General features: G+C 70.3%; 22 protein-coding genes. 8 read left to right on the top strand and 14 right to left on the bottom strand.

All coding sequences use genetic code 11. The features are described from left to right. Positions 1 to 45 precede the first annotated feature (45 nt). The 5 genes from CEP50_RS15190 to CEP50_RS15170 all read right to left on the bottom strand — a co-directional run bounded on the left by CEP50_RS15190 (position 46) and on the right by CEP50_RS15170 (position 4,258). The gene (locus CEP50_RS15190; RefSeq protein ID WP_106114614.1) at positions 46 to 1,014 is read right to left on the bottom strand and encodes an asparaginase; all 969 of its coding nucleotides are present in this window, start codon (positions 1,012 to 1,014) and stop codon (positions 46 to 48) included. After that, positions 1,011 to 1,571 carry an RsiG family protein gene (locus CEP50_RS15185; RefSeq protein WP_106114613.1) on the bottom strand — a complete coding sequence of 187 codons (561 nt, stop codon included), beginning with the start codon at positions 1,569 to 1,571 and terminating at the stop codon, positions 1,011 to 1,013. Before CEP50_RS15185 ends, CEP50_RS15190 begins: the two co-directional genes overlap by 4 nt. Positions 1,572 to 1,688: 117 nt before the next feature. Continuing rightward, on the bottom strand, positions 1,689 to 2,462 hold the full coding sequence (locus CEP50_RS15180; RefSeq protein ID WP_106114612.1) for a 3-keto-5-aminohexanoate cleavage protein: 774 nt from the start codon (positions 2,460 to 2,462) through the stop codon (positions 1,689 to 1,691). A gap of 69 nt (positions 2,463 to 2,531) precedes the next feature. After that, positions 2,532 to 3,680 (bottom strand): CAF17-like 4Fe-4S cluster assembly/insertion protein YgfZ, encoded by a 1,149-nt coding sequence (gene ygfZ, locus CEP50_RS15175; protein ID WP_219905499.1) that lies wholly within the window; start codon positions 3,678 to 3,680, stop codon positions 2,532 to 2,534. Positions 3,681 to 3,697: 17 nt separating this feature from the next. Then, entirely contained in the window at positions 3,698 to 4,258 is a 561-nt protein-coding gene (locus tag CEP50_RS15170; RefSeq protein ID WP_106114610.1) for a Fur family transcriptional regulator, read from the bottom strand. A gap of 155 nt (positions 4,259 to 4,413) precedes the next feature. Between CEP50_RS15170 and CEP50_RS15165 the strand changes: the two genes are divergently transcribed. Beyond that, positions 4,414 to 5,262 (top strand): aminodeoxychorismate lyase, encoded by an 849-nt coding sequence (locus CEP50_RS15165; protein ID WP_106114609.1) that lies wholly within the window; start codon positions 4,414 to 4,416, stop codon positions 5,260 to 5,262. Between the two features lie 38 nt (positions 5,263 to 5,300). Here CEP50_RS15165 and CEP50_RS15160 read toward each other — a convergent pair whose 3' ends face one another. Next, positions 5,301 to 5,969, bottom strand: coding sequence for an FABP family protein (locus CEP50_RS15160; protein WP_106114608.1), 669 nt, complete (start codon positions 5,967 to 5,969; stop codon positions 5,301 to 5,303). Between the two features lie 309 nt (positions 5,970 to 6,278). Here CEP50_RS15160 and CEP50_RS15150 point away from each other — a divergent pair, with 309 nt between their 5' ends. Next, positions 6,279 to 7,025, top strand: a complete 747-nt coding sequence (locus CEP50_RS15150) for a methyltransferase domain-containing protein (protein WP_106114606.1) — start codon at positions 6,279 to 6,281, stop codon at positions 7,023 to 7,025. A 102-nt stretch (positions 7,026 to 7,127) separates the two neighbouring features. Here the strand turns inward: CEP50_RS15150 and CEP50_RS15145 are convergent, their stop codons facing one another. From CEP50_RS15145 to CEP50_RS15125, 5 genes are all read right to left on the bottom strand, one after another. Next, positions 7,128 to 7,436 (bottom strand): DUF1416 domain-containing protein, encoded by a 309-nt coding sequence (locus tag CEP50_RS15145; RefSeq protein ID WP_106114605.1) that lies wholly within the window; start codon positions 7,434 to 7,436, stop codon positions 7,128 to 7,130. Beyond that, positions 7,433 to 8,278, bottom strand: coding sequence for a sulfurtransferase (locus tag CEP50_RS15140; RefSeq protein ID WP_106114604.1), 846 nt, complete (start codon positions 8,276 to 8,278; stop codon positions 7,433 to 7,435). Before CEP50_RS15140 ends, CEP50_RS15145 begins: the two co-directional genes overlap by 4 nt. Before the next feature lie 37 nt (positions 8,279 to 8,315). Further along, complete coding sequence (locus tag CEP50_RS15135; RefSeq protein WP_106114603.1) at positions 8,316 to 8,765, bottom strand: DUF4395 domain-containing protein; 450 nt, start codon at positions 8,763 to 8,765, stop codon at positions 8,316 to 8,318. Between the two features lie 288 nt (positions 8,766 to 9,053). Then, entirely contained in the window at positions 9,054 to 9,530 is a 477-nt protein-coding gene (locus CEP50_RS15130; RefSeq protein ID WP_106114602.1) for a TlpA family protein disulfide reductase, read from the bottom strand. Then, positions 9,530 to 10,315, bottom strand: coding sequence for an LmeA family phospholipid-binding protein (locus tag CEP50_RS15125; protein WP_106114638.1), 786 nt, complete (start codon positions 10,313 to 10,315; stop codon positions 9,530 to 9,532). Before CEP50_RS15125 ends, CEP50_RS15130 begins: the two co-directional genes overlap by 1 nt. Positions 10,316 to 10,662: 347 nt before the next feature. Between CEP50_RS15125 and CEP50_RS15120 the strand changes: the two genes are divergently transcribed. The 6 genes from CEP50_RS15120 (at position 10,663) to pstB (ending at position 16,816) form a co-directional block, all read left to right on the top strand. Next, complete coding sequence (locus tag CEP50_RS15120; protein ID WP_106114601.1) at positions 10,663 to 11,487, top strand: response regulator transcription factor; 825 nt, start codon at positions 10,663 to 10,665, stop codon at positions 11,485 to 11,487. Between the two features lie 121 nt (positions 11,488 to 11,608). Next, positions 11,609 to 12,574: a mycothiol synthase gene (gene mshD / locus CEP50_RS15115; RefSeq protein ID WP_106114600.1), complete on the top strand. Its 966-nt coding sequence runs from the start codon at positions 11,609 to 11,611 to the stop codon at positions 12,572 to 12,574. Between the two features lie 205 nt (positions 12,575 to 12,779). Further along, complete coding sequence (gene pstS, locus CEP50_RS15110) at positions 12,780 to 13,892, top strand: phosphate ABC transporter substrate-binding protein PstS (protein ID WP_106114599.1); 1,113 nt, start codon at positions 12,780 to 12,782, stop codon at positions 13,890 to 13,892. A 160-nt stretch (positions 13,893 to 14,052) separates the two neighbouring features. Beyond that, complete coding sequence (pstC, locus tag CEP50_RS15105; protein WP_106114598.1) at positions 14,053 to 15,114, top strand: phosphate ABC transporter permease subunit PstC; 1,062 nt, start codon at positions 14,053 to 14,055, stop codon at positions 15,112 to 15,114. Further along, positions 15,111 to 16,025, top strand: coding sequence for a phosphate ABC transporter permease PstA (pstA, locus tag CEP50_RS15100; protein ID WP_106114597.1), 915 nt, complete (start codon positions 15,111 to 15,113; stop codon positions 16,023 to 16,025). The genes pstC and pstA overlap by 4 nt, the downstream gene beginning before the upstream one ends. A gap of 14 nt (positions 16,026 to 16,039) precedes the next feature. Beyond that, on the top strand, positions 16,040 to 16,816 hold the full coding sequence (gene pstB, locus CEP50_RS15095) for a phosphate ABC transporter ATP-binding protein PstB (protein ID WP_106114596.1): 777 nt from the start codon (positions 16,040 to 16,042) through the stop codon (positions 16,814 to 16,816). 4 nt (positions 16,817 to 16,820) lie between these two features. On the opposite strand, the gene CEP50_RS15090 is transcribed toward pstB, so the two are convergent. The 3 genes from CEP50_RS15090 to CEP50_RS15080 all read right to left on the bottom strand — a co-directional run. Beyond that, on the bottom strand, positions 16,821 to 17,729 hold the full coding sequence (locus tag CEP50_RS15090) for a helix-turn-helix domain-containing protein (protein ID WP_106114595.1): 909 nt from the start codon (positions 17,727 to 17,729) through the stop codon (positions 16,821 to 16,823). 142 nt (positions 17,730 to 17,871) lie between these two features. Next, positions 17,872 to 18,528 (bottom strand): phosphate signaling complex protein PhoU, encoded by a 657-nt coding sequence (gene phoU / locus CEP50_RS15085; protein WP_106114594.1) that lies wholly within the window; start codon positions 18,526 to 18,528, stop codon positions 17,872 to 17,874. A gap of 141 nt (positions 18,529 to 18,669) precedes the next feature. Beyond that, positions 18,670 to 20,855, bottom strand: a 2,186-nt coding sequence (locus CEP50_RS15080) for an LCP family protein (RefSeq protein ID WP_106114593.1), incomplete at its 5' end; no start/stop codon positions are given.

Here is a 20,855-nt window from a genome sequence, read left to right as displayed (position 1 = left end):
GCCAACCGGGGACGGGCCGAAGCGAGCCGGTACCGAAAGGCTCGCTCAGTCGAACAGACCCTCCAGCGCCCGCACGGCCCCCGTGGGACGTCCCCCTCCGAGCAGCGGGCTCTCGGCCAGTTCGGCGAGCCCCTCGCCGTCCACCCCGAGCGAGCGCAGCGCGGCCACCGCCACCGGCAGCCGGGCCCGGGCCGAACCGTCGGCGATCTTCACCGCGACCGCGTGACCGTCCGGCAGCGCCAACGCCAGCACCCCCTCGACCCCGGACTTGCTGAGCAGCCCGGGAACGGCGCGCATGAGCAGCGTGTCCTCCCGCTCGGTTCCCGCCACGAACCAGGGGTGGGAGCGCATGGCCTCGGCCACTCGGCGCTGCGGCGTGCCCGGCGCGGCGGTGACCATCGTGTGGAAGGTGCGGGCCAGCCCCGTCAGGGACACCGCGAACAGCGGCGCGCCACACCCGTCCACCGAGAAGGTGGCCACCGGCTCCCCGGCCAGCTCGGCCACGGTGTCGTGCAGCTCCAGCTGAAGGGGATGCTTGGGATCGAGGTAGTCCTCCAACGCCCAGCCGCGTTGCACGCAGGTCGCGAGCATGGCCGCGTGCTTGCCCGAACAGTTCATCGTGATGCGCTGCCTGCCGAACCCCTCGGCGGCGCGCCGGTCCCGTTCGCCGTCCAGCAGCGGCCAGTCCGTGGGGCACTGCAACGCGTCCTCGGTCAGGTCGTGGCGGTGCAGCATCTCCCGCACCCGCAGCACGTGCTCGGTCTCGCCGTTGTGCGAGGCCGCCGCCATGGCCAGGTCGGCCTCCTCCGCCAGTTCCAGGCCCGCGCGCACCATGCCCACCGCCTGGGCCGGCTTGTTCGCCGAACGGGGATACATCGGCCCGGACACGTCCCCCAGCGCGTGTCGCACGTTTCCGTCCGGGTCCAGCACCACCACCGAGCCGTGGTGGGTTCCCTCCCGCAGTTCCCCGCGTACCAGTTCGACCAGCGGTACCGGAGCGCCGTACTCGCTCACTGCCCGTCCCTTTCCGCAGCCAGTAACTCGTCCACCGAGGCGACCCCCTCGCGATAGCGGCGCGCGATCTCCTCGTTGAGACGGTCGACGACCGTCTGAACCTGCTTGCGCCGGGTGGAGACCGACTCCTCCTCGCTCTCGAAGACGCGCAGGGCCGCCTCCAGTTTCTCAGCCGACAGCGACATCACGTCGGAAAGGTCCACGTCGGAGACCAGGGCCTCCACGTGTCTGCGGTGGGCCTGGACCCGGGAGGGCTCCCGCGTCTGGTACCTGCCGGACCCGGAGGCCGGGCCCACGACGTTGTCCGAGAGGATCCCGACCAGCTCCTCGACCACGCTGGCCGAGCCGTTCTCGGCCCGTCGTCGCCGCTCGGCGCGGAGGATGTCGATCCGCGCGTGCAGCATCCTGCGCAGATAGGACAGGTCGGTCTCCTCCTGGGCTGCCTCGTCGCGCAGCTCGCGTACCTCGTTCAGACCGCGTTGTTCGAGGTCGTCGACGTAGTCCGGGGCCAGGACCCGGTCGATGCGTCGACGCCCTCCCGGGCGCACTTCGATCACGGCTGTATCCTCTGCATCTGGCGCTGGGCTCGCCGGAGCCGGCCTTCGGCGCTGTGCTCCCATCCTAGGGCAGGCGAAAGCGCCCGTGGGAGGCCGAGAGCGCGTGGTCGCCCGGATTCACCCGGACAGTCCGAAAACCCCCCGGACGTGGTCCGGCGGCAGCGGGGGCCGCTGGGCGATCTTGGCCACTCCCGCCGCGCGGGCGACCAGCTGCGCGTTGTCCCGCACCGGGACTCCGGAGGCGTACTCCAGCGTGTCGGCCATGCCGACCCGGACGTGGCCCCCGGCGGCCAACGAACCGAGCAGGGCGGGCACGGCCGAGCCGTCCGCGCCCGCGACGGTGAAACCGGCCCGCGGGGGCAACCCCGCCACGGCCTCCGCCAGCGCTCCGAGCGTGGCCGGCAGACCGGCTCCGCACATCAGGACCACGTGCGGCGGGAAGCCGTCCTGCTCGCACAGCTCCCGCAGACGTGGTAACTCGGCCGGGTCCCGCACCTCGTAGTGCACCGCGATCCCCCGCTGCCGGGCACCCTCCCGCAGGTCGGAGACGAACTCCGGGGGAGCGTTCACGGGGCAGGTGAGCACCTGCGCTCCCGAGTCCAGCAGCGTGCGCAGGGTTTCCGACCGCGCGTAGGCGGCCACGCGCACCACGAGATCGGTCCGGTCGCGGACGGCGCCGACCACGTCCGGCACGGAGGTGTCGTGCCGGGGTTCCAGGTCGACGACCGAGGCCCCCACCCGGCCGCAGGCCGCGACGGCGGCGGCGACCTCCTCACTGCCCACCGGCAGAGCGGGAACGTCGGCCTTGGCGTGCGATCCCGTCGGGGCCACGGTGAGCACCGTTCCCGACGGGACCGTGTGGGCGGTTGACTCGGCTGGCGACGCTGGCATACTCCGATCTTGGCACAGCGCGGCCACGCGGTGACCCCCGTCGCGGGGCCGATCACGACGCCGGGCGCGTCACTGCCCCTTCAACCCCTGCACGGCGACACGGCCCGGCGGCTCACCCGTGTCCGGGGGCACGGAGTCGGGATCCACCGAGGCGGCCACGGCACGTTCCTGCTCCGGGTCCCCGGCCGTGAGCTCCGCGTCCACCGGGGCGGAGCGTTTCAGCAGCGCCAGGGCCACCGGCCCCAGCTCGTGGTGCATCACCACACTGCCCACGCGCCCCACGGAACGCTGCCCGTGTCGGACCGGATCACCGGTCTCGGGCTGGATCTCCACCGAGCCGTCCAGGTGCAGCAGCACCATCCGCCTGGGGGGCTTGCCGACGTTGTGCACCTTCGCCACGGTCTCCTGGCCCCGGTAGCAGCCCTTGGCCACGTGGGCGGCGGTGTGGATCCAGCCCAGTTCGTGGGGGATGGCCCGCTCGTCGGTGTCCAGCCCGGCCCGGGGGCGCAGCGCCTCGACCCGCAGCGCCTCGTAGGCCATGGTTCCGGCCCGGCGTGCGCCGCTGTCGGTCAGCAGCGTCCACCAGTCGACCATCGAGGCGCGCGGAACCAGCAGGTCCACCGCGTACACCTGCCGGAACGGCACCTGCCGGGCCAGCCCGCCACCGGGGAGTGCCACCACTCCGTAGGGGGCTGTGGGTGGTTCGGTGATCCCGGCCCGCTCCAGCACCTCGGCCCCCTGGGGACCGAGCACCGTGAACACGGCGAACTCCCCGGTGGCCTCGCGCGGTTCGACCGCCGACCAGAACCGCATGGCCTCCAGGTACTCCGCCAGCGGCTGGGTGCCGTCGGTGCCCATGCTGGGCAGGGCACTGGTGGCCGTGGCCCCGGCCTCGTAGTCCAGGTAGACGACCTCCTCGTGGTGGGCCACCAGCATGTGGCAGTCCACCCGGCCCTGGCTGTCCAGCACCAGCGCCTCGGTGCCCTGGTTCTCCCCCAGTTCCGTGAGGTGCTGGGACAGCACCAGGTGCAGCCAGCTCAGCCGCTCCTGTCCGGGCACCGCCACCACCTGGCGGTGTGAGCGGTCCACCACGACGGCGCTGCGCACGGCCGCGCGCTGCTCCCCGAACGGGTCGCCGAAGTGCCACGGGACCCCGACGTCCGGGGAGTCGTCCGGCGCGGGTATCGCACCCGGAAGTTCGAGCAAGGGTGAGTCCAATTTCGCTCCTCGGCGAGTTACGAGGGTTCCACCGAACCGTCGGGGACGGACGCCGGTGCGGATTCCCCGGCCTCCTCGGCGGCACGACACCGACGGCAGGTCCCGGACAGCGCGAGGTGGGTGGCGTCCAGTGCGAAGCCGCGCGTGCGATCGAGCAGCTCGGCCAGGTCGTCGAGCATCTCGCACGGCACCTCGTCCACGGCCTCGCACCGGTGGCACACCAGGTGCACGTGCTCGTGCCCCTCGACCGAGTAGGTGGGGGCCCCGTGCCCGAGGTGGGTGTGCCGGACGAGGCCCAGCTCCTCCAGCAGGTCGAGCGCGCGGTAGACGGTGGTGATGTTGACCGTGGGGGCGGTCCGCTGGATGTGTCGGCACACCTGTTCGGGCGTGGCGTGGGACAGCTCGCGGACGGAGTCGAGCACCAACTGCCGCTGCGGGGTCATGCGCATCCCACGGCGGTGCAGTGTGCTGCGCAGGGCGGTGCTGCTTTCGTCCTCGCCGGTGTCGTCGCCGCCGGCGACGGCGTCCTCGCCGTCCCGCTCGTCGTGCCGAGCCGTGCTGGTTACCCGGTCGGTCACGGCATACTCCCGTGGTCGTCGTCTCCCTGGTGGTTGCCCCACGATCGTACGTCCGTCTCGCCGGACGCGGCCCGCGCGGGCCTCCACGACAAGGGGGAGGGCCCGTCGGGGGCACCTCACAAGGTCGAGGCGGCCATCCCTACTAGGCTGCGAGCATGCGCGTTCTGGCTCTGCTCGACGGCACCCACGTCGATCCGGAAAGCCCGCTGCTGCGTGCCGACGACCTCGGTGTGCAACGCGGTGACGGGGTCTTCGAGACCATCCTGGCCGTCGACGGCAAACCCAGGGAACTGCAACCCCACCTGGACCGGCTGCGACGTTCCGCGCGGCTGATGGACCTGAGACCGCCGGAGGACGCCGACTGGCACCGTGCCGTGGGGGCCGTGCTGGAGCAGTGGCCCTGGGAGTCCGAGCCCGAACTCGCGGTGAAGCTGGTCTGCACCCGCGGGGTCGACGGCGGGGACGGCACCCCCACGGCCTTCGCGACGGGGCAGTCGCTGTCGGCGGAACTGCTGCGCAAGCGTGACGAGGGCGTTTCGGCGGTCACCCTGGAACGCGGGATCGACCCGGACCTGACGGAACGCGCCCCGTGGCTGCTGCTGTCGGCGAAGACCCTCTCGTACGCGGTGAACATGGCCGCCCTGCGGGAGGCCGAGCGGCGCGGTGCCGAGGAGGTCGTGTTCACCGCCACCGACGGTTCGGTGCTGGAAGGACCGACCTCCACCGTGGTGCTGGCCGAGGGGAACACCCTGGTCACCCCGCCGCCCAGCGCGGGCATCCTCCGGGGGACCACCCAGGGGGCCCTGTTCCGCGCCGCCTCCACGGCGGGCTGGAACACCAGCGTGGAACCGGTGTCGGTGGAGCGTCTCCGCACCGCGGACGGGCTGTGGCTGGCCTCCAGCATCCGCCTGATCACCCAGGTGCACACCCTGGACGGCGAGCGCGTCACCGTCGATCCGGAGCTGCACCGCAGGGTGCGGGGGATCTACGAGGCCCAGTACTGAACCAGGACCGCTCCGTCTGCCACGGCGTCGCGGCGGGCTCAGCCCACCACGCGTTCGAGTTTCGCCGACAGCCGGGGTTGCAGCTCGTGCTCGGAGGTGGCGCGCTCCTCGACGTAGGCCAGCGATCCCTCGACGACCCCGTAGAGGCGGGTGGCCGCGGTCACGTCGTCGGCGGTGGGGGTGCGCAGCACCGCGTCGGTGGAGAACTCCCAGCTCGCCTGGTTGCGGGGCTTGCCGAAGAACATCTCCGCCACACCGGAGGCGTGCACGAGCAACACCTCGATGCTGTCGTCCTGCTGGGGCCGCCACCAGCCGAGCTCCCGGAAGGCCGGTTCCACGATGTCGCCGCCCTCGCCGTCCAGTTTCCAGGCGCGGCTCTCGTAGTAGAGGAACGGCCTGCCGTCGTGGGCGAAGGTGACCTGCTGCAGGAAACGGTACTTCTCGTCCAGGGAGGGATGGTTCGCCTCGCCCTCACCGCGCCAGACACCGACCAGCGGCAGCAGACCGAGACAGGCCGGATCCAGGTCGGGGCCCATGCGCAGGTTCGCGGTGTCGCCCACCCCGGGCAGGTCGTCGAACTGCGGGATGTTGCGCCCCCGGGTCTTCTCGGCGCGCTGCGCCTGGGCGCGCACCGCCGCGTCCCCGCTGCCGGGCTGCGGCTCACCGTGGGCGGACTCGGACTGTTCGGAGGGCTGGTTGGCAGACATCGGTGCCGAGACTACCGCGCCCTCCTGCGGGGGGCCGCGCCTGGACCCCCCGTTGTGCTCCCACGATCAGTCGCTGTGCAGGCGGTACACCACGTAGCAGGCGAACCAGAGGGTGGCGACGGCGGCGATCCCCACCAGACTGACCAGGCCGTAGTGCAGGAAGTCGATGAGTGTCACGCCCGAGAGTATAACCACCACCCGCCTCCGACGGGATGTGGCCTGAGGCATGATCTGCCGGAGCGACCACGCCCACGACCGTGTTTCGGTGCTCAGCGGCACCGGAGCCCACGCGGAGGAGACGGGAATCACATGGACTTCGACACGCTGCGCGACAGGGCCCTCGCCTACCGCGAGGAACTGCTGCGGCGCAAGAAGGAGATCGACCCCGAGTTCGACTGGTACCCCTTCGACACGCTGGCCAACGTGCTGCACCTGGACGGGCTGCTCACCGGACAGAACCGGGAGGTCTTCGGCGGGCTGGCCGGGCAGCGGATCGCCGACATCGGCGCGGCCGACGGTGATCTGGGGTTCTTCCTGGAGGACGAGCTGGGCTGCCGGGTCGACCTGGTGGACACGGCGGCCCCCAACTACAACGGACTGCGCGGGGCGAGGCTGCTGGCGGAGCGGCTGGGTTCCTCCGCCGAGATCCACGACGTGGACCTGGACAGCCAGTTCCGGCTTCCGGCCGAGCACTACGGGGCGGTGCTGTTCCTCGGCCTGCTGTACCACCTGAAGAACCCGTTCTACGTGCTGGAGACCCTGGCCGAGCGCGCCGAACTGTGCTTTCTGTCCACCCGGATAGCCCAGCTGAGCCCGGACCACGGCACCCGGCTGGCCGAGCAGCCCGTGGCCTACCTGCTGCATCCCACCGAGGCCAACAACGACCCCACGAACTACTGGATCTTCTCCGAGACGGGGCTGCGTCGGCTTTTCGACCGCACCGGCTGGGAGGTGGTGGAGTTCACCACCGTCGGTTGCCGCACCGACTCGGATCCCGCCGCCCAGGACCGGGACGAGCGGGCGTTCGCGCTGCTGCGGTCGAAACGGGGCCGGTGAGCGGGTCTCCGTCGGGACGACGGACCCTCCCCGGAGGACACGGCGGCCTCCCGACGGCGGAACCGGGCCGTCGGGAGGCCGTCCGGTGTCGGAAACCGGGCTTCAGGCCACGGAGATGTCCACCTGGTGCAGTCCCGGCCCCTGGGCCGAGACCTCGGCCTCGCCGCTGCCGTCGCGGTGCAGCGCGCGTACGGTCCAGGAGCCCTGGGCGGCGTAGAAACGGAAGTCGCCCTCGTCGGAGGAGACGACCTCGGCGGTGAACTCCCCGGAGGAGTCCAGCAACCGCACGAAGGCCCCGCCGACCGGTTGGCCGCCCGAGCGGACCTTGCCCGCCAGGACGGTCTGGTCCCCGGTGTCGGTGCCGACGGCCCCGGTCTGGTCGGGTGCTCCGCATCCGCTGCTCATGGTCATGCCTCCTGCTCACTCGGGTTCTCGATCGGCACGCCCACCAGCGAGCCGTACTCCGTCCAGGAGCCGTCGTAGTTCTTCACGTTCTGGTGGCCGAGCAGTTCGTGCAGCACGAACCAGGTGTGCGAGGAACGCTCCCCGATCCGGCAGTAGGCGATGGTGTCCCGGGACTCGTCCAGCCCGGCCTCGTTGTACACCTTGCGCAGTTCCTCGTCCGACTTGAAGGTGCCGTCCTCGTTGGCCGCCCGGCTCCACGGGACGTTGATGGCGGAGGGGATGTGCCCGCCGCGCTGGGCGGACTCCTGCGGAAGGTGGGCGGGTGCGAGCAGCTTGCCGGAGAACTCGTCGGGCGAGCGGACGTCGACGAGGTTGCGCTTCCCGATGGCGTCCACGACCTCGTCGCGGAAGGCGCGGATGGAGGTGTCCGGCTCGGCGGCGACGTAGTTGGTGCTCGGACGCTGGGGAACGTCCTTGGTCAGCTCGCGACCGTCCAGCTCCCACTTCTTGCGCCCGCCGTCGAGCAGGCGCACGTCGCGGTGTCCGTACAGCTTGAAGTACCAGTAGGCGTAGGCGGCGAACCAGTTGTTGTTGCCGCCGTAGAGGATCACCGTGTCGTCGTTCGAGATGCCCTTGGAGGAGAGCAGCTTGCCGAACTCCTCGCGGCCGACGAAGTCGCGTCGCACGTGGTCCTGCAGTTCGTTGCGCCAGTCGAGTTTGACGGCCCCCGGGATGTGTCCGTTGTCGTAGGCCGTGGTGTCCTCGTCGACCTCGGCGAACACGACCCCCTCGGTGTCCAGGTTCTGCTCGGCCCAGTCGGTACTCACCAGGACCTGTTCACGACTCATGGATGGGCTCCTTCGTTCGTATCGGCGAAGTGGAATCTCAGTGGCTCTCGGTGGGGGATCCGGCGGGTGCCACCCTGCGGACCAGCAGGTACAGCCGGCAACCGAGGCAGTAGCCGAAGGCGGCGTTGAGCAGGGCGGCCGCCAGCGCCAGCGCGTTGGTCACCACGCCGAAGGTGGTCCAGCCCGTCGCGTAGCCCGCGGTGGCCAGCAGGGTGAAGGCGAAGCCGACCCCCTGGGCGAAGCGGACCGGCCCCGGGTCCTCCCCCTGCTCCTCGGGGAGCTCGCGCAGGCGGGACCGCAGGGTCTTCCGGTACAGCTGGCCCCAGGGGTTCATCCGCAGCCCGACGAAGGCGCAGAGCGCGAACAGTGCGGTCTGCGCCGCCAGGACGCGCCAGCTTCCCGTCACCAGTCCCACGGAGAGAACACCGCTGGTGATCCAGGCCGTGAAGCGGACACCACGTGGATCTACACGGTGATCTGTCGACATGGGCTCTCCTGGCCGGTGGGCTGGATCGTCGAGTCCGTCGGGCGTCGCACGCGCCACCTCGGTCGTGAGCGCTTCTCCGGCGGTCGCCTCCCGCCGCCCGTCATCTCCTACGACACAGGCTGCTTCCGACGCGGCACAGATCCACCACGCGTCTGGAGGTCAGCAGTACGTGCACGTCACGCAGACTACCGGTCACGACCGGCGATCGGAAAGATTGTTCACCTGTTGGGACGGCCCGTCCTCCGTGGTCCGACACGGGCGGTGACCGGCCCGGGCGGCGGGCACCCGTCAGTCCACATAGGACCTGAGTGCCTCGGTGAGTCCCTCCCGGCGCGGCACCCCCCGGATCCGGAACAGCTCGTGGCCGTTCGGGTCGAGGGCGATGGTGGTGGGGGTGGTGTGCACCCCCAGCGGCGTGGACCACTCGGGGTGGCGGCTGAGGTCGAACTCCACGTGCCGCACTCCCCGCTCCCGCTCGGCCAGGGCGGACAGCAGCACGCGGGTGTGCCGGCACGGCGCGCAGAACGCCGTGGACAGCTGTACCAGCGTCACCGCCGCCCCGGACTCCGTCCCGTGCGGGCGCACGGCACCGCGCAGCGCCTCGGCCATCTCGGGGGAAAGCTGCTCGAACACCGGTCGTCGTCCCCTCTCCTCGCCGCGGAAGGTCCCCGGGGTGGTGATCCTGCCCGTCCGCACTCGGAGCAGCGCGCCGAGCGTCAGCACCGCGAGCAGCACACCGGCCAGGGTCCACCAGCCCGGCGACATCAGTTTCCCGTTCCGGACCCGTTGACGGTCACGTCGTGGGCCGTTCCCTCCACCACCAGGGCTCCCCGCTCGACGTGGATCTCGGTCGGCCGCACGTCGAAGGGCAGCATCCCCGGTTCGAGGGTGGTGGTGAACCGGCCCAGGATCGCCCGCTCGAAACGGCCCGCCAGTTCCACGGAACCGACCTCGTCGTTGTTCAGGTCCAGCCGACGCGGCTCGATCCTGATCCCGCCGTCGGCCACCACGAGCCGTCCGGTGACGGTCACCTGGTTGGTGACCCCCGCGATGCCCACGACTCCCTCCAACCGCACTCCCGCCACGGAGTCCTCGCCGCCGTCCGCGGCGGTCTCCGTCGGGGAGATGCGCAGTTTCCGGACCGGAAGCACCTCCTGGAGCGTGGACTCGTCGATCCGGGCGCGTCCGACCACCTCCGCGATGTCGATCCTGCTCGAACCGCCGCTGATCATCGCGAAGGTGTTCACCCGGGCGTGGTGCAGATCGGCCTGCACGTCCACGTCCGGCAACGGACCCGCGTCCACACCCGGCGCGTCCAGCCACACGTCCCGGAAGTCCCCGCGCGCGGCCTGGGTCAGGAACGGGAACCCGTTGATCCGCACCTCGGGGTCCCGGCCGAGTTCGAGACTGTCCCCCAGCTTCGTGGCCACCCGGTTCTCGGCGACCGCGGCGGCGCCGAAGTCGGCGGCCACCAGCAGACCGAGCACCACCAACAGCGTGATGACCAGCTTCTTCGGGAAGGCACGCTTCTTCGGGAAGGCACGTTGCACGCCGGTTCCCTTCCGTCCGGGGGTCGGGGTGGGGTTCCTCCGCGTGTCCACGGAGGAATCCGCGAGAGCACCGCTTCCGAGGATCGCACACCCTGGGCGGGAAGCCGGGGAGCTCCGGCTGATCCGTGCGGAAAACCACTGGTCGGGCCTTCACGGTGCCGGAAGAATTGCGTTCACACGCGGTTCACCGAAAGATCCGACGCCGCTGCCGGCGGTATCGTGTGATGTGCGCGGTGTTACCCGTGCCTGTCGGCGACGTGACGGGTATTCTGCCGTTCATCGGAGGCAACGGAGCCTCGCCGTCCGTGTTGCCCACACCGGTGGAAACCGGTTTACGGAGGCCTGAGATGAGCTCCGAACTGTTGTTGGTGTCCGGCGAGTCCGACTGCGAGTCCGTGCTGCCCTCCCTCGCGCTGCTTCCCCACCGGGTGCGGGTGGTGCCTCCGGACTCCTCGGCGATGGCCACGGCGGTCGGTCACGAACTCGCGCTCGTGGACGCGCGCGGCGATCTGGCCCGGGCGCGCGACCTCTGTCGGATGCTGTCCTCCGGTGCCACGGGAGTGCCCGTGCTCGCGGTGGTGAACGAGGGTGGACTGGTCGTGATCAACTCCGAGTGGGGGGTCGACGACGTGCTGCTGCCCACGGCGGGACCGGCCGAGGTGGACGCGCGGATCCGGCTGCGCACCCAGCACGGCAACGCCGTCAGCGCGGGCGGACCGATCACGGTGGGGGACCTGGTCATCGAGGAGGAGACCTACACGGCCCGGTTGAGGGGTCGTGCCCTCGAACTCACCTACAAGGAGTTCGAGCTGCTCAAACACCTGGCCACCCACGCGGGCCGGGTGTTCACCCGGGTGCAGCTGTTGCAGGAGGTCTGGGGTTACGACTTCTTCGGTGGGACGCGCACCGTCGACGTCCACATCCGGCGGCTGCGGGCCAAGCTCGGCCCCGAGCACGAGGCGATGATCGGGACCGTGCGCAGCGTGGGCTACAAGTTCGTCCGCCCCGCCCGTTCCGGCAGGGAGGGTGGCGGTTCCCGACGGGCCGACTCGGCGGCCCACGAGGCGGAACGGGCCGCGCTGTCCGGCGAGGAACGCGGCGAGGAGGACGACCCCTCCGAGCGGGACGTCGTCCGGGCCGGTGAGGAGCTGTCGGCCCGAGCCGGCGAGTGAGGCCACGAGGCCCGTTCGTGCGGCTGCCTCGGGAGCGGTGGGAGTCCTCACACGGCGAGACGTCCCCACGTGACCGTGGACGGGCGGCCCGAACGGGCGAGTGTGGGTAATCTCGGCCGGTGTGGTGCAGCTGACGTGGCGAAACGGACTGGATGACGCCGAGACCGCCGAGGTCGAGAACCTGCTGGCGGAGGCGGAGGAAACGGACGGGGTGGCCCCCGTGGGCGAGCAGGTGTTCCTGCGACTGCGTTCCCACCGGGGAGTCGCCGAACAGGTCGAGCCGGTCCGGGCGGACGTGCCGGGCTCGGAGCACTTCGTGGCCCGGCTCGACGGCGAGTTGGCGGGCTACGCCCACCTGGACACCTCCGGGGAGTCCGCGGGGCAGCCGTTGGTGGCCGAGCTGGCGGTGCGCCCCGGTTCCCGCCGGCGAGGGGTGGGCACCGAGCTGGTCCGGGCACTGGCCCAACGGGCGGAGGTTCCGCTCACGGCCGAGGCCCTGGCGGGGGACACCGGGGGGTTGCGCCTGTGGTCGCACGGGTTGCTGCCCGACGCGGTGGGGCTGGCCGAGCGGTTCGGGGCCGTGCGGGTCCGCGAGCTGTGGCGGATGGGACGTGAGCTGGCCGGGGCCGAGCTCGACGAGCCGAGGTTGCCCGAGGGGGTGAGCATCCGCTCCTTCCGGGTTGGCCGGGACGAGCCGGAGCTCGTCCGGGTCAACCACCGCGCCTTCCGGTGGCACCCCGAGCAGGGCGGTATGACCGAGGAGGACCTGCGGGAGAAGGAGCAGCTGGACTGGTTCGACCCCGCCGGGTTCCTGCTGGCGGTGGACGGGTCGGGCACGGTGCTCGGTTTCCACTGGACCAAGGTTCATCCCGACGGCACCGGTGAGGTCTACGTGGTCGGCGTGGATCCGGACACACAGGGTAGCGGGCTCGGGCGGGCGTTGACTCTCGCCGGGCTGCGGTACCTCAGGGACGTGGGGTGCCCACGGGTGATGTTGTACGTGGAGGCGGACAACGGTCCCGCCGTGGCGGTTTACCGCCGGCTCGGTTTCGAACGCTGGGACGTCGACGCCCAGTTCGGCCTGTGACCCCGTTGCGGACACACCGTGTTCGACTCTGCTGTGTGGGTGAGTGGACGCGCCGTTCGCTCGCCCACACAGCTGTGGGATTGCTTACGTAGCGTGCTGTGTTCACTTTTTGTTCACCTGAATGGTGGCTGGCGGCTACCGAATGGTCGTACCGTCCCGGGGGTGAACGGCACACGCCGTTGGCTCCCGCTCTTGGAGGAACGACGTGCACATCGGGCGGCACAGGGCCGTACTCGGGGCTCTCGCTGTGGGCGTGCTGGCACTTTCCGCGTGCGGAACGGACCGGAACGTGACCAACGCCGACCTCAACCCGGAGCTGCGTGAACTGGAGGTCGACTGCGGAACCACCTCCGTGGTCGCCGAGGGGTCCTCGGCGCAGAAGAACGCCATGGACGTCTTCGCCCGGGACTTCGGGGTCAAGTGCCCCGGAAGCCACCTCAACTACACCTCGTCCGGCTCGGGCAAGGGCGTGGCCGCCTTCACCGCCGGACAGGTCGACTTCGCCGGTTCCGACGAGCCGCTCACCGGCGACGAGGTCGAGGCGGCCCGGCAGCGCTGCGAAGGCAACCCCGCCTGGAACATCCCCATGGTCTTCGGCCCGCTGGCGGTGACCTACAACGTTCCCGGCGTCCGGGACCTCACCCTCACTCCCGAGGTCATCGCCGAGATCTACCAGGGCAGGATCACCCGGTGGAACGACCCGGCCATCGAGCGGCTCAACCCGGAGAGCTCGCTGCCCGCGCTCGACATCGTCCCCTTCTACCGCTCCGACGAGTCGGGCACCTCGGCCAACTTCCAGAAGTACCTCTCCGTGGCCACCGACGGACTGTGGGAAGGGGAGGGCAAGACCTTCCGACCCGGGCGCGGCGTCGGCCAGGGCCGTTCCGGCACCGACGGTGTGACCTCCTCGGTGGAACAGACCGAAGGCGGAATCACCTACGCCGCCTGGGCGTTTCCCAAGAACGTGGGACTGGACATCGCCGCGATCGACAGCGGCAGTGGTCCCGTCGAACTGACGGGGGAGTCCGCCGGCAGGGCCATCGAGTCCGCCCGCGTCTCCGGGCAGGGCCACGACCTCAGGCTGGACCTCGACTCCCTTTACGGCAACGACGCTCCCGGGGTGTACCCGATCGTGCTGGCCACCTACGAGATCGTGTGCTCGGACGGCTACGACGCGCCGACCGCCCGCTCCGTGAAGGCGGCCCTGCGGGTCGCCGCCCACGCGGGCGCGGAGAACCTCGAACAGGCCGGCCATGTTCCGCTGCCCCCCGAGTTCAGGAAGAAGGTTCTCGAATCCGTCGAGGCCATCCGGGAATGAGGTCCTCCCGGCACCGACCGGGCACCCCACCCGGCCCGAACGCGTGTGTGAACCAGCAGGCCGTGTCCCCCGGACGGGCCGCTGGGCGGTGTGACAGCTCGTGGGACCCACGAGGCGAACACGGACAGCGAGCCGAACAACGGAGAGGCTGCGAACGGCAGTGACCGAGTCGACGAACTCCCAGCGGGGGGCCGCCCCACCCGGCGAGAACGGCGCGGCTCCGGTGAACACCCCGGAAGGCCCCGTGCTGGAAGCCCCCCTGACCCCGCCGAACCCTCCCAACGAGAAGAAGGTCGTCCGCGTCGGGGACCGGATCTTCCGGACGATGGCCACCGCCTCGGGCGCGTTCGTGGTGGCGCTCATCGCGGCCATCGGGCTCTTCCTGCTCATCAGGGCCATCCCCGCGCTGCACGCCAACGAGGCCAACTTCCTGCTCTCCGGCCGGTGGGAGACCGGCGATCCCGAGCACCTGGCCTTCGGCATCGTGGACCTCGCCTGGATCACCGTGGCCAGCTCGGTGTTCGCGCTCGTGCTGGCGATGCCGGTGGCCGCGGGGATCGCACTGTTCCTGACCCAGTACGCCCCCCGGGTGCTGGCCCGACCGTTCGCCTACGTGGTGGACCTGCTGGCCGCGGTCCCCTCGGTGATCTACGGGCTGTGGGGGGCGCTGGTGCTGGCCCCGGTGCTCAAACCCGTCGCGGTCTGGCTCAACACCCACCTGGGCTGGATCCCGATCTTCGGGGACGGCAACGTTCCCGCCGACAGCGGCTCCAACGTGTTCACCGCCGGGATCGTGCTGGCCGTGATGATCCTGCCGATCATCACCGGCGTCGCCCGTGAGGTGTTCGCCCGCACCCCCAGCGCCCAGATCGAGGGCGCGCTGGCTCTCGGCGCCACCAAGTGGGAGGTGGTGCGCACCACGGTGTGGCCCTTCGGCCGCAGCGGGTTCGTCGGCGGGTCGATGCTCGGTCTCGGCCGGGCGCTGGGCGAGACCGTGGCCCTGACGGTCATCCTCAGCTACACCTACGAGGGCCCGCACTACAGCATCTTCGACGCCGGGGCGACCTTCGCCTCGCGCATCGCCCTCGGATCGGCGGAGTTCAACAACAACCTGACCGTCGGCGCCTACATCGCCGCCGGTCTGGTGCTGTTCGTCAGCACCTTCGCCGTCAACGCGCTGGCCCGCTGGATCGAGAGCAGCAGCGGGAGGGGGAAGGAATGAGAACGGACACCGCCGACATCGAGCGGCCCGCGCGGACCCCGGCGTTCCAGCAGCTCAGTCTGGGACGCAAGGTCAGGAACCACGCGGCGACCACGCTGTTCGCCCTGGCCTTCGTGGTGGCCGTGATCCCGCTGTTGTGGGTGCTGGTCACCCTGGTGCGGCGGGGACTGGTGCCCATGCTCAACGCCGACTGGTGGACGCACTCCTTCTACGGGCTGCTTCCGAACGACTTCGGAGGGGGCATCTACCACGCCCTCGTCGGCACCCTGGAGCAGACGCTGGTGTGCGCGCTGATCGCGGTTCCGCTCGGGGTGAGCGTGGGGATCTTCCTCATCGAGTACGGGCGCAACTCCAGGCTGGCCAAAACGACCACCTTCATGGTGGACATCCTCAGCGGTCTTCCCTCGATCGTGGCCGGTCTGTTCATCTACGCGCTGTGGATCACCACGTTCGGTTTCGATCGCAGCGGGTTCGCGGTCTCGCTGTCGCTGGTGCTGCTGATGCTGCCCGTGGTGGTCCGGGTCACCGAGACCATGCTGATGATCGTCCCGGACGAGCTGCGGGAGGCCTCCTACGCGCTCGGCGTTCCCAAGTGGAAGACGATCGTGAAAGTGGTGCTGCCCACCTCCCTGTCGGGGATCCTGACCGGGATCATCCTCGGTCTGGCCCGGGTCATGGGCGAGACCGCGCCGCTGCTGATCCTGGTCGGCTACTCCCGGGCGATCAACTTCAACCTCTTCGACGGGCCGATGGCCTCGCTGCCGCTGACCGTCTACACGGCCCGCAAGACCTCCACCGAAGCCGGTGAGTACCGCATGTGGGGAGCCGCGCTCACCCTCGTGCTGCTGATCATGCTCATCAACCTGATCGCGACGCTGTTGTCCAAGCTTTTCGCGGTGAAGACTAAGTAGGGCGGTAGCCGACCATGGCGAAACGGCTCGACATCGAGAACCTGAACCTGTACTACAACAAGTTCCACGCGGTCCAGGACGTCAGCCTGCAGGTGCACGCGCGCAGCGTCACGGCCTTCATCGGCCCCTCCGGCTGCGGCAAGTCCACGGTGCTGCGCTCGCTGAACCGGATGCACGAGGTGGTGCCCGGTTCCCGGGTGGAAGGCCGGGTGCTGTTGGACGGCGAGAACATCTACGCCCCCGGCGTGGACCCGGTGCAGGTGCGCCGCACCATCGGGATGGTCTTCCAGAAGGCCAACCCCTTCCCGACCATGTCGATCAAGGACAACGTGGTCGCCGGGCTGAAGCTGGCCGGGGAGAAGAACAAGAGGAAGCTGGACGAGATCACCGAGCGCTCGCTGCGGGGAGCCAACCTGTGGGAGGAGGTCAAGGACCGCCTCAACAAACCGGGAGGGGGACTCTCCGGCGGCCAGCAGCAGCGACTGTGCATCGCCCGGGCCATCGCCGTGCAGCCCGACGTCCTGCTCATGGACGAGCCCTGCTCCGCCCTCGACCCGATCTCCACGTTGGCGATCGAGGACCTGATCGCGGAACTGAAGAAGGACTACACGATCGTGATCGTGACCCACAACATGCAGCAGGCCGCGCGGGTCAGCGACCAGACGGCGTTCTTCAACGTCGCCGGAGTGGGCCAGCCGGGCAAACTGGTCGAGATCGGCGAGACCGGCAAGATCTTCTCCAACCCCAGCCAGAAGGCCACCGAGGACTACATCTCCGGCCGCTTCGGGTGAGCGCTCACCGGGGAGTGCGTGTCACCACCCGTCCCCGCGCCGGGTTGCACGAGGAGTACCAGGGCCGTTCGTCGGCGATGCTGGAGATCAGCATCGTCGAGCGCTTGGGGTCCAGTGCCAGCGAGCACACCCGCCGGAAGGCGGCCAGGTAGGGGTCGGTGTCGCCCTCCCGCTCCAGGAAGCGGGAGTTCGTCGAGTCCCCCACGTGCACCACCTGCTGCTCGGCCTCGTCCCGGAACGAGAACACCGTGACGTGTTCCCCCATGAGCGGGTGGGGGCCCGCGTCGAAGGGCAGCACCCGCAGGGTGACGTTGCGGCGGTAGCTCATCAGCACCAGGTGCTCCAGCTGTCTCCTCATGAGGCGGGGCCCACCCACCCGGCGGCGCAGCGCGGCCTCGTCCAGCACCGCCCACAGCTCCAGGGCTCCCTGGCCGCGCAGCCGTCGCTGGCGGATCGCGGTCACGGCGAGCCGGTCGGAGATCTCGGAGGAGGAGAGTCCGCTCCGGGAGGAGTTCAGCAGCGCGGTGTGGTACTCGGCGGTCTGCAACAGCTCGGGCAGCGGGTCGGCGCCGAACACGCTCACCGCCGAGGCCGCCGTCTCCAGCCCGAGGTAGGTGTCGAAACCGCTGCGCCGCGCCGCGCCGGGGTACTCCTGCCACCAGCCCCGCTGCTGGGAGGCCTCCGCCAGTTCCAGCAGCTCCGCGAGCTGTTCGGCAGCGGCCCCGTAGAACTCGGACATCAGGCGCACGTCCGCGGCGCGGACCGGGACCCGACCGAGTTCGATCTGGCTGATCTTGCCCTGGGAGCAGTCCAGATACGCGGCCACCTCGCGGTGCGTCCGCTGTGCCGCCTCCCGCATCCTGCGGAGCTCGGTGCCGAGGCGCCTGCGATGGACGGTCGGACTTCTGTTCACAGGCGGAAAGCCTCGCACAACCGGAACGGGGAACTCCGGCTGTCAACGCCGCCTAATAATACTGCTCACCCGGTCGGGCGACAGAAGAACGAGGACGGGAAGACCGGTGAGCACCCTCCACCGTCGCGGAGCGTCGCCGCCGTCACGGGCGGTCGCTGTTCGGCATGGTACCGGTGACCACGTAGACGATCCTGCGGGCCACCGAGACGGCGTGGTCGGCGAAACGTTCGTAGAAACGGCCCAGCAGGGTGATGTCCACCGCCGCCGAGACCCCATGGGACCACTCCGAGCCCATGACCACGGTGAACAGGTGCCGGTGCAGGTCGTCCATCTCGTCGTCGTCGACCTCGAGGTCGCGGGCCTGCTGCACGTCCTGGGTGCGCAGGATCTGGTTCAGCCGGTTGGCGAGGGTGACCGCGACCTGCCCCATCTGGGAGAAGTAGGTTTTGACATCCTCCGGCAGCACCGGCTGGGGATGCCTGCGGCGTGCCGCCTTGGCCACGTGCAGCGCCAGGTCCCCCATCCGCTCCAGGCTCTCGGCCGCGTGGATGGTGGAGATCACGGTGCGTAGATCGCCGGCCACCGGCGCCTGCAGCGCCAACAGACCGAAGGCGTGCTCCTCGCAACGAGCCCGCGCCTCGTCCACCTTCATGTCATCGTCGATGACTTGCTCGGCCAACGACAGGTCTGCTCCCAACAGCGCGGTGGTTGCCTGCTCCATCGCGTTGCCGACCATCGTCGACATCGCGGCGAGCTCGTCGGCCAGTTTGTCGAGCTGTTCCTGGTAGACCTCACGCATGGGTTCCAGCCTACTTCGTACGGGGGTCGCGCAGGGTTCCCGGCGGTTAACCGGGGGTGAACGGGGGTTGAGCAGCTATGCGAAAAATCTTCACACAGGGGCGGACGCCCCGCCGACCGCACAGCGGACCGCCCCCTGAGCTCAGTTCACCCCACCGCAGACGTCCTTGCCCGCGTTGACCGTCCACAGCCCGTCCGGAACCTCGACGTCGCCGGTGTCGGGCTGGAGGACCCGTCCGTCGAAGTCGGCGCCGAGCTCCAGACGGACACCGTCGCCGGCCGAGGCGTCCTGCATCAGCTCCGCGGCCGGCACCGAGGAGGCCAGCAGCTCGGCCTGCTGGCGGTGGCCCTCCGAGTACCGGACGACGGTCCGCTCGCCGGCGGTGTCCAGGGTGTCGGTCCCGAGCACGGAGTAGTCGAACTCCCGCAGCTTCTCGGAGACCTCCCCGGCCAGACCGGTGCGGTCGGTGGCGTTGAGCACCCGCACGTTCGTCTCCTGGGGGGAGGGGCCCGAGGTGGCCTGGCTCGGCTCGGTCTGGGCCGGGGCGGTGTGCTGCGCGTCGGCCATGGGGGAGGTCTGCGCCGGGGAACCGGCCTGCTTCGACTTCTCCCCCGAGGACGGAGCGATGGGCTTGTCCTCGATGATCGCGCGGAACAGGGAGTGCGCCGCCGACTCGCGCAGCACCTCGTTGCCCCGGGCGTTGCTCTCACCGGTGGTCGGCACGGTCACGAAGGTGACCTTCTCCGGGTCGAGCCCCTCCAGGGAGTTGCCGAGGGCGATGAGTTTGCCGCTGTCGACGTTCTCCCCGAAGGTGTTGGAGATGACCGCGTTGGCCAGGTCGTTGAGCTTGCCGGGGCTGAGCAGCACGTCCGCCGAAGTCATCTTGCGCAGCAGCGCGGACAGGAACATCTGCTGACGTTCCATCCGTCCGTAGTCCGCCGTGGCGTCACCGACCACCTTGCGCGCCCGCACGTACTGCAGGGCCTGCTGGCCGCCCAGCTCGTGCCACCCGGCCGTCTCCAGCACCGGACCGAGCTCGCGGTCGATGAGCGGCTTGTTGGTGCAGATCCGCACCCCGCCCACGGCGTCGACCATGCTCTTGAAGCCCTGGAAGTTGATACCCAGGAAGTTGGTGATCTCCAGCCCGGAGAGCTGCTGCACCTTCTTGGTGACGCACTGCGGGCCGCCCTCGGCGTAGACGGCGTTGAACTTCACGTTGTTCCGGGCCGGGACCGTGCTGTCGGTGTACTCCCCGGTGGCGGCGTCCCAGGCCGCACAGGTGTCTGCGGGAATGTCGATCTCGAGGTCCCTGGGGATGGACACCACCACCACCCGACTCCGGTCCGCCGGGATGTGGGCGATCATGGTGGTGTCCGAGCGCGCTCCGGCCACCGTCTCGGCGGTGCCCACGTCGTCGCCGCGCTCGGCGCCTTCCCGGGTGTCGGAGCCGATGAGCAGGAAGTTCAGGTCGCCCTCCTGCATCTCGGGGTTCTGGATCGAGGCGGAGTCGCGGAACAACGCGGGGACCTGCACGAAACTGGAGTCCCACCAGGTCATGCTTCCCCAGCCGATGCCGGTGCCCACGAAGACGAGCACCGCGGCGAGAGTGGCGAGCGACTTGACCGTCCTGCGCAGCCTCCTGCGGCGCTTGTGCCTGCGCCACTCCACGCGGGAGGAACTGCCCTCGCGGTCCGAGGTGAAGTCGAACGGCATGTCCTGGCCGGGCTCGGGCTCCTTGCGCTCCCCGAATAACCACGCGAAGCGTTTGCGTTTCTTGGCCTCCTCAGCGGCCAGCTCGTCGTGCACCGCCGAGAAACGCGCCAGGGTGGCGTCGATGGAGTCGATGGAGTTCGCGCGGTCCTCGTCGGACTCCGCGTCCTCCTCCGGCGGGGACTCCTCCTCGACCGCCTCGGGTCCTCCGTCCTCGGTGGACACCGCGTGCTCGGGCTCGTCCGTCTGCCGGGGGACGGCCGGAAGCGGCTCGTGGCGGGTGGGCGCCTCCTCCACGGAGGGGGCCTGCCCCTCCGCCGGTCGGTGGTTCCACGGCTGGGCCGGCTCCTCGGTGCCCCGCTTCGGTGTCGGAGGAGGGGGCGGCGGACCCGAGGGGGACACCGGAGTCCCGGTCACCTCCGTGGGCGGGCCGGACGGGCGGGAGTCGGTTTCCCGCGGATCCCGCACCGGCGGGTGCTGGATCGTGGCCTCGTCGTCCGCCGGTTCGGGGGCGGGACCGGTCGCCGGCGGGATCGCGGGCTGCTCCGGTCGCGGGGGCACGGCCGGTGGGGTGAAGCTCTCCGGAGCCGCCCCCCGCAGGGGCTGGCGGGCACCCG

This window comes from Actinopolyspora mortivallis (assembly GCF_003001495.1).
In the GTDB taxonomy this organism is placed as follows: Bacteria; Actinomycetota; Actinomycetes; order Mycobacteriales; family Pseudonocardiaceae; genus Actinopolyspora; species Actinopolyspora mortivallis_A.
This window is presented reverse-complemented; position numbering and strand designations above follow the sequence as displayed.

What these genes read in the sequence shown, in the direction of transcription:
- phoU (WP_106114594.1), bottom strand. Translation starts at nt 18,528, where the DNA reads ATGCGTGAGGTCTACCAGGAACAGCTCGACAAACTGGCCGACGAGCTC.
- CEP50_RS15120 (WP_106114601.1), top strand. Translation starts at nt 10,663, where the DNA reads ATGAGCTCCGAACTGTTGTTGGTGTCCGGCGAGTCCGACTGCGAGTCC.
- CEP50_RS15130 (WP_106114602.1), bottom strand. Translation starts at nt 9,530, where the DNA reads ATGTCGCCGGGCTGGTGGACCCTGGCCGGTGTGCTGCTCGCGGTGCTG.
- CEP50_RS15160 (WP_106114608.1), bottom strand. Translation starts at nt 5,969, where the DNA reads ATGTCTGCCAACCAGCCCTCCGAACAGTCCGAGTCCGCCCACGGTGAG.
- CEP50_RS15140 (WP_106114604.1), bottom strand. Translation starts at nt 8,278, where the DNA reads ATGAGTCGTGAACAGGTCCTGGTGAGTACCGACTGGGCCGAGCAGAAC.
- CEP50_RS15180 (WP_106114612.1), bottom strand. Translation starts at nt 2,462, where the DNA reads ATGCCAGCGTCGCCAGCCGAGTCAACCGCCCACACGGTCCCGTCGGGA.
- CEP50_RS15135 (WP_106114603.1), bottom strand. Translation starts at nt 8,765, where the DNA reads ATGTCGACAGATCACCGTGTAGATCCACGTGGTGTCCGCTTCACGGCC.
- CEP50_RS15165 (WP_106114609.1), top strand. Translation starts at nt 4,414, where the DNA reads ATGCGCGTTCTGGCTCTGCTCGACGGCACCCACGTCGATCCGGAAAGC.
- pstA (WP_106114597.1), top strand. Translation starts at nt 15,111, where the DNA reads ATGAGAACGGACACCGCCGACATCGAGCGGCCCGCGCGGACCCCGGCG.
- CEP50_RS15150 (WP_106114606.1), top strand. Translation starts at nt 6,279, where the DNA reads ATGGACTTCGACACGCTGCGCGACAGGGCCCTCGCCTACCGCGAGGAA.
- CEP50_RS15145 (WP_106114605.1), bottom strand. Translation starts at nt 7,436, where the DNA reads ATGACCATGAGCAGCGGATGCGGAGCACCCGACCAGACCGGGGCCGTC.
- pstB (WP_106114596.1), top strand. Translation starts at nt 16,040, where the DNA reads ATGGCGAAACGGCTCGACATCGAGAACCTGAACCTGTACTACAACAAG.